This window comes from Mesorhizobium sp. M0189, assembly GCF_040322135.1.
Classification (GTDB): domain Bacteria; phylum Pseudomonadota; class Alphaproteobacteria; order Rhizobiales; family Rhizobiaceae; genus Mesorhizobium.
Genome location: NZ_JAMYSW010000047.1, coordinates 1 through 10881 on the forward strand (window position 1 = coordinate 1; position 10881 = coordinate 10881).

The following is a 10881-nucleotide window of genomic DNA, read 5'->3' on the forward strand; positions in this document are numbered from 1 at the left end:
TCGGCCCCTTCTCATGCAGCAGTTTCAGCATCGAGATACGCGCCGAGGAGGCAAGCCCCTTGAGCACGGCAATGCCTTCCTCAGGTTCAATCACCAGAAAATTACGACCCATGAATTTGCCAGTCTATACTTGTGGAAGAAGCTATCGCCTCGCTAATTCGTGTTCTGTAAGCTTGCGTTGGTGGGCGGGACCGTTGCAACGGCGTCGAAGGAAACGCCGAGCCGGCAATTTGGTTACATGCAAGCGGCTCCACGTTCGGTACGCATTTGAAGCCACACCGCAACAAGGATGTTTGGCTCAGGTCTAAATTGTTTGCCGCGCAGCTCGGCAAGGCACGCATCGATTGCAGCAAGCCGCGAGTCGCACCGGTAGCGTTGCGGGGGGCTAGTCATGGGTGCGCCGCAATGCTTCATCGTTCGCTCCCGCCGTGGCGACCACTGTATGGATCATGGCAAGGACGGCTTGGGACGCGCTGTGGTGCACCATGTGACCGGAATTCTGCACGATATGAATCAGCGAACCTGGCACATCAGCATGAAGGCGGTGGGCCTGCCCCTTCGCATCGAGCAGGCGGTCACCATCGCCGGCTAGGATTCCGGCAGGCACCGATACCTCTTTATAGCTGGAGCGAAGCAGCGCCGACGGAACAAGTAAGCCCGATTCCGCTGAGGTGGACCGCAATTGCGAGGAACGGCTTGCAAGTTCCTTCATAGCCGAAGCGGAGACGGTCGACACTGCAGCCGGCCCAAATATCTTCGGCACTGCCAGCGGCCAAGTCAGCCTGACAAGGAGTGGCATAAATGTGTGACACAATGCGCTTCCAATGCGGCCGGGCTTTCGGCCCGCTTGTTGGTCTCGCGGATCGAAATGATGATCGAATACTGATTTGACGCGATGGTTGACCTCGCGCATCAGCATGCGAATACGATGCCCGGTTTCCCTCGGCGACGTGATGTCCCGGGCAATCTTCGATGATCTGCCTGGTTGCATTGCCCACAGGCGATTTCCGCTGTCGTGAACATACGATGTAGGCGAGTCGATATGGCTCGACCATCGCGTCAGCGCACGTCTGAAAAGGCCGGGGCAGGGCCGGGCCAAGATAGATAAGCTATCGTGATGCTCAGGTAGCTGGTTCAATTGGCCGGTGGTCATCTGCGTGATCGCATTCACGCTATCGTTCTCGGCCCGCATGAAGTCCAGCTGACTGGCGACTTGTTCCTCGAGGCCTATACGCGGCGCATGAAAATGCAGTGTCCAGCTTTGGCGATGGCGGGGGCGCTGCATTGTTGATATTGTACGCACGGAACAGGCGCGCAAATGACATCTGATTCAGAGAAGCCCGCGGCGGTCGAGCAGTTGCTTGATACACCTGAGCTTGCAACCGCACTGGAAAGCGAACAGTTCAAAAAATTCCTTGACCAGGTGCCGATCGCCATAGCCGTTTCCGACCTTGCCGCTGAGGAGCGTGTGGTCTACGCCAATCCCGAATTCGAGAAGCTCTCAGGCCTGATGGCCGCCAGGCTCACCCGGGAAAACTGGGCAGCCCTTTTGGGCAAAGGCCTCCACGAGCAGAAGGACCGGCCGCTTGCCGAGGCCGTGGTCGAGGGAACCGATTTAGTCGGCACCTACAGGCTGGAACGCAACGAGGATAAGCCGACGATCGTCGATGTTTATTCCAACGTGATCGAGGACGACAACGGCAAGATGTGCTTCCGGCTGGTGGCGCTGGTCGACGTATCGGCCCATGGCGAGGCGGGAGATGAGCGCTCGGTGGAGGAGCGTGTCAGCGAGAAAGACACGCTGCTACGCGAACTGCAGCACCGGGTAAAGAACAACCTGCAGATGATCACTGCACTGATCCGGCTGGAAAGCCGCAACGCAACCGAGGCCGACCGGAGACGGTTTGAGCGGCTCGCCGGTCGCGTCGACGCTCTGGCGATCCTCTACCAGATGCTAACGGCCGACGAGCCGAAGGAGGAGGTCGATCTTGGCGTCTATCTCAGCCAGATCGCGTCCGCGGTGATGAGTTCGCACGCAGTCGAGGGGATCCGCCTGGATATGAAGGTGGATACATATCCCGTGTCAATAAACGTCGCCATGCCGGCGGGACTGGTCGTGAACGAATTGCTGACCAATTCACTAAAGCATGCGTTCCGGGGACGCGACGGCGGCACGATAACGCTGCACAGCATCGTCAATGGCGACGGCTGCCGGGTTATAGTGGCGGACGACGGAATCGGCCTGCCGGAAGGCGAGACGTGGCCCAAGCCAGGCAAGCTCGGAGCGCTGATCGCGCGCTCGCTGACCGAGAACGCCAAGGCGCAGTTCGCAGTCGACTCTAGCGCTAGCAAAGGGACGAAGGTGACCATCATCTTCAAACGATCGGCGGCAGCAAGCTGAAAAATTGCCGTCGAACATACTGCACTGGGTTGCGTTCATATCGCGGCCTTGAACAGTGTGCTTGCAAATAGGCCCGAGGTCTTCGAGACGGCTTCCATCACGCGGTCCAAATTTCCCGGTCGAAGGGCCGCATTATTATTGGCGGGGAAGCAGGGACGACGTGTGGGGGCGGTGCGCTCGCTTGGGTTAGCGCATAAGGCCCGCTGTCCGAAGGGCGTGCTCGATGAGGTTCTTCACGCCCGGCTGGCCCGATGCGTTAGTACGCGGGGACTGGAGGGTGGCGGTTGACTCCGAGGACGCCGTCTTCGCCTTTTCCATAGCTGGTATCTCCAAACGGGATGGCACGTGCTGGCGAGCAGGCAACTCTGGCCTCGATGTCGTGGAGACACCCTTCTCCGTTACCAAGATGCCCCAGAACCGCGCGATCTCCTGAGTGGAAGAGATGCCGACATCAAGCATAAAGGGTCCCGGAGCGCCGAGGCCGTTGCCGAGCGGTGTACCGTGGCCCATCCCAGCGATCATGTTGACCTCGATCAAGACTTCTCCCGCGCCATCACGCCAAACTTGCTTTGCGTGCTGGCCGGCAGCCTAAAGATGCGTTAGCGCTTTTGCCCGATGGACCTCCCGCCAGTGGCTCGCGAGCGCTTCGGCGTTGGAAGGCGAAACCGTCTGGTCGGCGGTGCCGTGGCAAACTGAGATCTTCGGCCACGGTCCTCGATGATGCGACGCGCCGCGGAGTTCGTTGCAGATCCTGTTCCGACGGGCCGCCATGTCCACGCATTCTATCGAACGCGTCCGGTGTGTCGTTGCGCTGCCGTAGGGCAGGCCGGCAATATCGCACAGCCTTCCAAATACTTCCGGATATGTCGCCAGCATGGCCGCTGCCATTGCGCCTCCAGCCGAAAAGCCCGTGGTCGATACCGTGGGTGACGACCATCGTCTTGATCTGGCGGATCGAAAGCGCCTCGCCCGAACCGCGCTTGGCGTCGTCAGGCTGGAACCATTTGAAACAGAGGTTTGGATTGTTGCCGCGTTGCTGCTCGTGAAAGAGCAGGGCGAACCCGGTTTCGTCCGAAAGTCGCGACCATCCGGAGTGACGGTTGTACGCTGCCGCAGTCTGGGTGCAGCCATGCAGCATGACGACGAGCGGAGCGCCTTTGGGCAGTTCATCGGGAAGATAAAACGTGGCCCCCAACGCGCCGGGTTTGGTACCGAACTCGGCCAGCGTCTGCAGATGGTTCGACCCGCTACGTTTGGGAGTATGTGACGCATATCGCGCTTACAACGCGGCGATACTTGCGACGTATCGGATTTTTTTCGCAATCGAGCCGCCTCCGGTTGTGATGCCCGAATGGACCTCGATCCGCGCAACGCATACGCAGCAATATCGCTGCCGCATTGCACAATAGCAAGGTAGGTGGGGAGACAAAGTCCGGCCGAGCCCTGGAGCTGGGCTTGGAGGAAACCTGATGGTGGGCAGACCGCTTCCTTGTCGCGGTGCCGCTTGCCGCCCTGCGCTGCCGCTGCGATGGCGATGTATTCTGGGCGTAGCAGTTCAACAGACGCTTTGTCGGCCGACGCGCTTGCCGCAACCGCCCCGCCAAGACAAACCAAGTGATGGGCGGACGGTGGCGCACTCCGGAGGTCTACGGGAACATGACACGACAGTGACCGGCGAGCTTCGCAAGGCGTGCCTCCGTTGCCGCATGCTTCACTTAACGCGGAGCACCCGACTTCTGCCCCATCTCCCGGCCGCCTTCTCAGATCGTGTGGGGCTGGAGATCTCGATGAACGGGATGCGGTCCATGACGGATACTCCCCGCTCCGATGCTACACCGAAACTCGATCCAGAACAGCTGCAGCTGCGGGCCTCGCCTCGCCGCGCTGTGCGCTTCAAGCGCAGCATTATTGTCGCCATTGCAGCTGTTGCTTCCGGCACCGTTCTAGCTAGGCGTCACCATGATGGCGCTGCAGGGACCGGCGCTGCGCATCAAAGAGCAGGCTGACGAGCTTTACAACACTGAGCGGAAGCCAACCACGGAGGCAATTGAAAGGCTGTCTAAGGACTATTCCGGGATCAAGCCCAAGCCCCCGATGCTTGGACCACCGCTGCCCCGCGACCTCGGCCGCCCCACTCGCTACTGACGGCGCGCTCGCGAGCGGCTTCGTAACCGCCGAGCTACACCACCTGATGGGACACGACCGACGAGCCTTCCCAAGGCCGGTAACTTGCGGCTGGCGGGCTGTCCAACTGGGTGCGTCCGAGCAATTGGATTCCCCGGTGTAGAGTACTGGATCTCGCCTTGGCCGGCTGCATTCCTGGCTGCGTCCCCTACGATACATTGTCGAGCAGCGTCGACTTATCCAAGCCTTGTGTCGGCTCAGGCGGCCATTCACCATTCGGCGTGATCTCGTTGACTGTCTCGGGTAGATCCCGCGCAATCCTTCTGATTAGCTCGTCGCGCGAAAGACCCGTGTGCATCAAAATGGACGTGAGTGTACCTTCGTCCATTGCCGCTTCGACGTCCCTTGGCTCGATCGGTTGGTTTGGCCCGCTGCCAACCCACGAGTCGACCTTCGATCCTGCCCCCACCTCCCTGAACCGGTCGAGGATCTCACCAAGGTCAGCCCTCGACACGCCATTCGTTATCTGAGCCAGAATTCTGCGTTGCGGGTCGTTTGGGTTAAGATACCCCGCTCCCGGAATCAATTCACAGAGCTTGTCGCGATTTTGGTATGCCAGAACGCCAAGCATGGCGATCGCCAATCTTCCCAGATTTGCCATTTGGTCTCCTCCACGGTTGAGCGAATCGAAGCCAAGTCTCGGCGGATGCCGACGCGTGTGGGCTCGAACAACTTCTTGCCGGTCGGCTCGCCGGCGGAGAGGGCGCGTCCTCGGGTACTCTTTTCCATCTGACGTCTTCTCCTGACGCAGAACTTCGGGGCGCTTGGCCGCTGTCGCCTGCGCCGATCGAACGCCCTAACCCGGCGCCTTCCGGGTTTGTTCCGCTTGTCAGAGTTTGTCGGCGACGGTAGGGGGCACGACCCGACGGGTAACTCTACCGGCTCGAGAAATAGAGTCTGCCCAACTTGACCATACTTCAGAACGGCGGCGGCTCGGTTAGCCTCAGCTACCTTGGACTGCCGCCGGCTCGCGCACAAATTTCAATTTCGGCGGGACGGCGAACACCCTGAACCGCTCAGCCAGGCTGTCAAGAGCGTGACGCATGCCCACTCCCGCAGCAGCCGCACCGTGTCCACTGATGACCATCTGCGGGTTCAGGGCAGCCAGGTGCTTCACGGATCTTTCCGCCGCATCCCAGTCCGGCGTGAAGTAGCGCGGCGGACCGTGCATCTCAAGATCCTGAACGGCGACCTCATAGACTGACTCCTGACCGGTGGTGATGAAAGCGTCCCCTACGATCAGCGAACGGTCCTTCTCGCGCCAGAGCGAGATATGCCCAGGCGCGTGCCCGGGTGTGTGTAACCATAGCCATCCGGGCATTCCGGGGATCGATCCGTCGGCAGGTAAGAGTTCCAAACGGTTGCCAAGATCAATTGGCCCGCGTGGAAAAAGCGGCGACAGCAGCGCCATCAGTCCACCCCCGACCCAGGGATCGGGTGGCGGATAGGATGCGGTTCCGTCCAAATAGGAGTGCTCGAGTGGATGCGCGAAGACAGGCACGTCCCATTTATTTGCGAGGTCTAGAACCGTTCCCACATGGTCGAAATGGCCGTGGGTCAGGATGATCGCGGCCGGCCGTGCGTTCGTGCCAAACCGCCTTTCCGCGACCGCAAGAATGCTGCTGCGGGACGTCGGCAACCCGGTATCGATCAGCACCCAGTTCCGATCTCCGCTGCCCGGTGCGCCGAAGAACACGACATTGACGATTGCTAGCCGCAAATAGCCCAAGTCCGGTGCGATGCTCCAAGCGCCGTCGCCACGATCCTCGCGCCTGGCGTGGTCGATCTCGGAAAGTCGAATCTGAACGGTCATGTGATCCCGTGCCTCTCTTGTTGCTGAGCAGCCGCTCGAGTCGATCGGCGGTGGTACATCGCCTCGAACTTGGCACGGCCCCCCTTGTTCCTCATTCGCCCCCAGCTCCGGACGGTCCACCACAGGAACAAGGCTCGACCAATCGGTTCGGCATTACCCGGCCACGCAAGGACGAGCTGGACTGAGCAACGAAGATGGCGCGCGCCCGATTGGATGCGGTATTTCGCCAACGCGGTTCCCGGTCCTAACAAGGCGGCCGAGTTCGAAGCCGACTGCTGAAAGGAGACTTCGAATGAGCGAAGTGGGGCGCAGGGACGAGCACCAGGTGGAGGCTCCGGTTCCGCAAGCTTCGCGCTTCGCCAGTTTTTTCATGGCAGGCTTTGAGTGCTCCTCGCACCGGCGCAAGGACGGGGTTCGCCTCGATCTTATTCGTGCGACCTCGCATAATTTGCATGCCCTGGGCGCCTACCGCGGCTGCGCCGAACTCGGCCTTCGCACCATCCGCGACGGACCGTGGCGACACCGTCTCGATCAAAGCGGCACTACGCGAAGCTCGGGAGACTGCGCCTTATTTGGTGGCCTCCGACGAAGAACTAACCGAGGCGATCGTCGAGGCAGCAACTGCCATGGGCCTCTGCGTGGCTTTCGACTGTCGCGAGTAGCTGTCAGCCAACTTCAGCCGCTGTGGCATCGCAACGGAAGCGCGCCGTCCTGCGCCATTTTCACCAGTCAGAGGTAATCCGCAATTCCCTTCGCAACCTGCTAAATCTGCCTGTAGAACGGGAACTGCGGGCTGAGCAGAGGTATTTGCTGGAGGAACTTGATAAGGTCGACAAAGAGTGACCGCATGGCTCTCCACTGGTTCAACCCTCCGGTCCCCGTCAAGACCGAGCGTCCCGGGATCATCCACAACGTCAACAACGCCGAGACAGCCGGCGAGGAGCTGATGAAGTGGACCAAGCGTGGCCCCTGCTGGGACCTCGCGGTGCGCGTTTGCATGGCCGTGATTTTCGACGAGATGGAACCTGAGGAGGCCCGCAAGGCGTTCCTGGCTGCTGCAAAAGAGGAGGGGACATTACTCCCCCCAATGACAACTAGCTAAATTGGATGCGGTATAAGGTTCTAGGTGTCTCTGACCAAAACCGCCTTCGCGAAAGGAGCCCGCCGCCAGCAAGGGGAGGCGACGGACCCCCCTACAGCGGCTGCACATCCACGAAGAATCCCGCTGCAACCTCTAAACCTGCGAGGGCCTACATCGTTCCCTTAGCTGCGGCTAAAGCGGGGTTGGTCAGCGGGCTCTTGCCGCTCTAAGTTCCCCCTTATGGGTCCTCTCTGGTTCTCTCCACCGGTCTACGTGAAGACGAAACGTCCGGGCATTCGCAATGGGGTCAGCCACGTCGAGGGAGCCGCCGAGGAACTCATGGGTGGGACACAAAGGGCCCGAAGTGGACCAAGGTGGTCCAATCCTGCGTGGACGCGTTCGAGGACAGAGTCTTCCCCCAAGAGGTCGTCAGCCTTTGAGGCGGCTGCCAAGGAGGCCAACGTGTATCGTTTTTTGCCGACTCTGCTATGAAGGCAGGTGCGGTGGCGGACGGGAGACCGACCCCTCTTTGGGCCTTTGAGCCCGTGACAGAGCAAGGGTCTTCGTCCGCCGTTCCATCGAACCCGAACAGTCGCCTGGGCCGCAAGCGAAGCCCGATTAGGCAAGGATGGGACAAGATGGAAATCATTGTTGGCATCGACCTTTCCAAGGATCGGCTCGACGTGCATGTTTTGCCGTCCGGCGAGGCGTTCTCGGTGGAGAATGACCACGCCGGGGTGGAGGATCTGGTTCGGCGGCTGGCAGCCCTTTCGCCGGCCGTTGTCGGATTGGAGTCGACAGGCAGCTTCGAGAGACTGGCGGTCGCCGCCTTGGCAGGCGCCGGCCTGGCGATTGTTGTGGTCAATCCGGCGCAGGTGCGCGCCTATGCCAATGCACTCGGCAAGCGGGCCAAGACCGACCCGATCGATGCTGCCGTCATTGCCGCTTTCATCGCTGCGACCAAGCCGCAATTGCGGCCCTTGCGCGACGCCGAAACCGAGACCCTGGCCGAGCTCGTCGCCCGCCGGCGTCAGATCGTGCAGATGATTGTGGCGGAGGACAACCGTGCTCGCACGGTCATCGCGAAACAGGCGCAAAAGAGCATCCACCGGCTGCTCGTCGCGCTTCGGCGTGAGCTGGCAAGCCTCGATGCGGGCATGGACGATCATATCCGCAAGTCCCCAGTCTGGCGGGTCAACGAAAAGCTGCTTTCCTCCGTGCCGGGTGTCGGTCCTGTCGTTGCCCGCAGCCTGATCGCCGAAATGCCGGAACTGGGCAGCCTCGACCGCCGGTTCACCCCCGCAGCCGCAAATGTCAAAGGGGGCGGAACCGTGACTTACGGGCTCTACAAGGACATTGCCCGAACTCAGCCTTGGGGTGATGCGTCGATGGCTGGCAGCATGGTGACGGGAACTGGCACCGGACACCCCAGCCTTGACCGTTTATGGCCGGGTGCCTCCGCAGGCCATGCCGTCGGCCGGTGTTTACACCGACACTGTCGTCGTCACAGTCACTTACTGAGTGGGACACGATGCGGCCCGGGGAGCGATGTTTACTTGGGCAGCCTGGCTAAAGCAACAATGGACGCGAACGCCAATCCGACAGCAATGAGCATTTTATGAGAACCTAGCCGACCGAGCAGCTTCATTGGCTAACCGGTCGACCTCCTCGTTCAATGGATCGCCATTGTGGCCACGCACCCGTTCCCAGGTGATATCGCGGCCGGCAACGAGGGCTTCCAGTTCCTCCCACAGGCTACGGTTTAGAACTGGCTTGCGTTGAGCCTTGCGCCAGCCCTTGGCTCTGCAACTCAAAACTCATGGTGTCTCCCTGGTATTTGACGAATCCCAAAGACACGAAACCACGCCGGTGACCACGACGACGGCTCCCGGCAGGTCGGCCATTCGTCAACCCTATCGGGATAGTTCCGGGCGGGAGTTGACGTCCTCACCCTCTTCGGGATGGACGCCTACCCTGTGTTCGTAGACAAGCGTCCCGCCTTTCCAGCCGGTATAAAGGAGCAGCAGAACGACAATCGTCGACAGCGCCAGGCCCCAGGGCAAGGCGCCCTCGGCGGCACCGGCGCTTAGGCGCAGGATGAAGCTGGCCAGCGCCAGCACCACGGCCACGACGTTGCCGACCATATGGTGCCACGCGGCATTGATGGACCGCACCCTTGAATTTCCAAGAAAATCGGCAAAGCCGGCCAGCGCCGCGGCGGCGCTCATCAACAGGGCAAAGCCGAGCAGCCAGAAGGATGCTTCGGCCCAGAATGCATTGCCGGTCGACCAAAACACTAAATCCGACAGGAATACCGACACGAGCAATGCGATCGGGAAAGGGATCAGCATGGGGTGAATCGGATGGCTGCCGATCTTTGCGGTGGTTGCAACGCCCAGCAGATGATTTGCGCGATCGTCAGCCATGCCCAACAACGTTGAAGGCGGCCCGGGGGTTCCAGACCGGCGCGAACAGCAGCAATCAGTCGCTATCGAAAGTTGTTCTCAGCGGCGCGATGCGCAGGATGAAAACCTTCGACTTAAATATTCCGAGCCGCGCAGCCGAACCGCCATTCGGCCTCGGCGGCCTTGGAAATGCCGATCCTGCGGCCTGTCAGAACTTGCTGCGTTCGCGCGGTGGGTCTCGACGATGACGCCGCCGACGCCGTGGAAAAGGGCGGGCCGCTGGGCTTACAAGCCGATACGTCTTCCCGTCGGTCTGTCCTGGTGCGGGCAAAGGCCCGACGGCGGTACATTCAACGTTTCTAGATTGACGAGCGCACGCCCGCAAACGCCAAAAAGCCAGGCGCACCTTCGCGGCGGGATCTGGCCCGCCACACAATGGCGGAGCCAACTCCCTAGCGCGCCAGCGGTAGTTTCGACGTTGAAACAAGTTCTTCCTCGTGTGTAATTCCAGCGGTGTAGTTTGCAAGGATACGAGACGCCAGCGCTTTGCGCCGCTGTTCAGATTGACCTTCGAACTTGAGCCGATCGAACACGCGGCCCAGCAACGCGAGTTCGGATGGATTGAAGACGCCTGCCTCTTCAGCTTTTCGGTGGATCGGCATGTGTCCCTCCCACGCCGGATGAGTATGCTGCGCAACTAATCCCATTTGGCTGACGCCTGAGCGGCAATGTCATGGGCGGCTTCTTCGAGACCAGCCGCATTGTTAGTATTGACGCTCGCGCTTTCTCAGAAATCCAACGTGCGCGTGATGCCGAAAGGTGCAGCTACCTTTTTGTGTATCTCGATTGGGAACACGGGACCGCCGCGAAAGTTCGGTGCACGCAGCGAACCCTCCCCTCCAGGTATTGCTGCAGATCGGTATCCCGATCGGCCCGCGCTCCCCGCAAGGGCGCGGGCCTCGGCCTGTGGTGCTCATGCCATCTACTTCGATCCGCA

Annotated in this window: 11 protein-coding genes and 2 pseudogenes; 5 read left to right on the forward strand and 8 right to left on the reverse strand. The window is 60.7% G+C overall.

Annotated features, from left to right (window positions below; all coding sequences use genetic code 11):
- Positions 1-385 precede the first annotated feature (385 nt).
- Complete coding sequence (locus tag NKJ09_RS32125) at positions 386-1285, reverse strand: alpha/beta fold hydrolase (RefSeq protein ID WP_352494312.1); 900 nt, start codon at positions 1283-1285, stop codon at positions 386-388.
- Positions 1286-1318: 33 nt separating this feature from the next.
- On the opposite strand from NKJ09_RS32125, the gene NKJ09_RS32130 reads away from it, so the two are divergent.
- Positions 1319-2401: a sensor histidine kinase gene (locus NKJ09_RS32130; RefSeq protein ID WP_352764748.1), complete on the forward strand. Its 1083-nt coding sequence runs from the start codon at positions 1319-1321 to the stop codon at positions 2399-2401.
- 186 nt (positions 2402-2587) lie between these two features.
- Here NKJ09_RS32130 and NKJ09_RS32135 read toward each other — a convergent pair whose 3' ends face one another.
- Together NKJ09_RS32135 and NKJ09_RS32140 are read right to left on the reverse strand one after the other, a co-directional pair.
- Positions 2588-2938 (reverse strand): hypothetical protein, encoded by a 351-nt coding sequence (locus NKJ09_RS32135; protein WP_023722557.1) that lies wholly within the window; start codon positions 2936-2938, stop codon positions 2588-2590.
- 16 nt (positions 2939-2954) lie between these two features.
- Positions 2955-3539: a PHB depolymerase family esterase gene (locus NKJ09_RS32140; protein WP_502895954.1), complete on the reverse strand. Its 585-nt coding sequence runs from the start codon at positions 3537-3539 to the stop codon at positions 2955-2957.
- A gap of 821 nt (positions 3540-4360) precedes the next feature.
- On the opposite strand from NKJ09_RS32140, the gene NKJ09_RS32145 reads away from it, so the two are divergent.
- Positions 4361-4546, forward strand: coding sequence for a hypothetical protein (locus NKJ09_RS32145; RefSeq protein ID WP_352494310.1), 186 nt, complete (start codon positions 4361-4363; stop codon positions 4544-4546).
- Between the two features lie 187 nt (positions 4547-4733).
- Here the strand turns inward: NKJ09_RS32145 and NKJ09_RS32150 are convergent, their stop codons facing one another.
- Both NKJ09_RS32150 and NKJ09_RS32155 read right to left on the reverse strand, forming a co-directional pair.
- Entirely contained in the window at positions 4734-5186 is a 453-nt protein-coding gene (locus NKJ09_RS32150; RefSeq protein WP_352494309.1) for a YidB family protein, read from the reverse strand.
- A gap of 342 nt (positions 5187-5528) precedes the next feature.
- Positions 5529-6398, reverse strand: a complete 870-nt coding sequence (locus NKJ09_RS32155) for an MBL fold metallo-hydrolase (RefSeq protein ID WP_023722561.1) — start codon at positions 6396-6398, stop codon at positions 5529-5531.
- A gap of 847 nt (positions 6399-7245) precedes the next feature.
- On the opposite strand from NKJ09_RS32155, the gene NKJ09_RS32160 reads away from it, so the two are divergent.
- The 3 genes and pseudogenes from NKJ09_RS32160 to NKJ09_RS32640 form a co-directional block, all read left to right on the forward strand.
- Positions 7246-7500, forward strand: coding sequence for a DUF982 domain-containing protein (locus tag NKJ09_RS32160; protein WP_352484679.1), 255 nt, complete (start codon positions 7246-7248; stop codon positions 7498-7500).
- Between the two features lie 617 nt (positions 7501-8117).
- A pseudogene (locus NKJ09_RS32165) lies at positions 8118-8771 on the forward strand (IS110 family RNA-guided transposase); the annotation flags it as partial.
- A 24-nt stretch (positions 8772-8795) separates the two neighbouring features.
- Positions 8796-9000 (forward strand): annotated as a pseudogene (locus tag NKJ09_RS32640) (spore coat protein U domain-containing protein); the annotation flags it as partial.
- Positions 9001-9095: 95 nt separating this feature from the next.
- Here NKJ09_RS32640 and NKJ09_RS32175 read toward each other — a convergent pair.
- The 3 genes from NKJ09_RS32175 to NKJ09_RS32185 form a co-directional block, all read right to left on the reverse strand.
- Entirely contained in the window at positions 9096-9293 is a 198-nt protein-coding gene (locus NKJ09_RS32175; RefSeq protein ID WP_084643096.1) for an RNase H family protein, read from the reverse strand.
- Between the two features lie 99 nt (positions 9294-9392).
- Complete coding sequence (locus NKJ09_RS32180; RefSeq protein ID WP_023722565.1) at positions 9393-9905, reverse strand: DUF2231 domain-containing protein; 513 nt, start codon at positions 9903-9905, stop codon at positions 9393-9395.
- A 431-nt stretch (positions 9906-10336) separates the two neighbouring features.
- A complete protein-coding gene (locus NKJ09_RS32185) occupies positions 10337-10546 on the reverse strand; it encodes a hypothetical protein (RefSeq protein ID WP_352494308.1) in 210 nt (69 codons plus the stop codon).
- Between the last annotated feature and the right edge of the window lie 335 nt (positions 10547-10881).

What these genes read in the sequence shown, in the direction of transcription:
- NKJ09_RS32125 (WP_352494312.1), bottom strand. Translation starts at nt 1,285, where the DNA reads ATGCAGCGCCCCCGCCATCGCCAAAGCTGGACACTGCATTTTCATGCG.
- NKJ09_RS32130 (WP_352764748.1), top strand. Translation starts at nt 1,319, where the DNA reads ATGACATCTGATTCAGAGAAGCCCGCGGCGGTCGAGCAGTTGCTTGAT.
- NKJ09_RS32140 (WP_502895954.1), bottom strand. Translation starts at nt 3,539, where the DNA reads ATGCTGCATGGCTGCACCCAGACTGCGGCAGCGTACAACCGTCACTCC.
- NKJ09_RS32145 (WP_352494310.1), top strand. Translation starts at nt 4,361, where the DNA reads ATGATGGCGCTGCAGGGACCGGCGCTGCGCATCAAAGAGCAGGCTGAC.
- NKJ09_RS32150 (WP_352494309.1), bottom strand. Translation starts at nt 5,186, where the DNA reads ATGGCAAATCTGGGAAGATTGGCGATCGCCATGCTTGGCGTTCTGGCA.
- NKJ09_RS32155 (WP_023722561.1), bottom strand. Translation starts at nt 6,398, where the DNA reads ATGACCGTTCAGATTCGACTTTCCGAGATCGACCACGCCAGGCGCGAG.
- NKJ09_RS32160 (WP_352484679.1), top strand. Translation starts at nt 7,246, where the DNA reads ATGGCTCTCCACTGGTTCAACCCTCCGGTCCCCGTCAAGACCGAGCGT.
- NKJ09_RS32180 (WP_023722565.1), bottom strand. Translation starts at nt 9,905, where the DNA reads ATGGCTGACGATCGCGCAAATCATCTGCTGGGCGTTGCAACCACCGCA.
- NKJ09_RS32185 (WP_352494308.1), bottom strand. Translation starts at nt 10,546, where the DNA reads ATGCCGATCCACCGAAAAGCTGAAGAGGCAGGCGTCTTCAATCCATCC.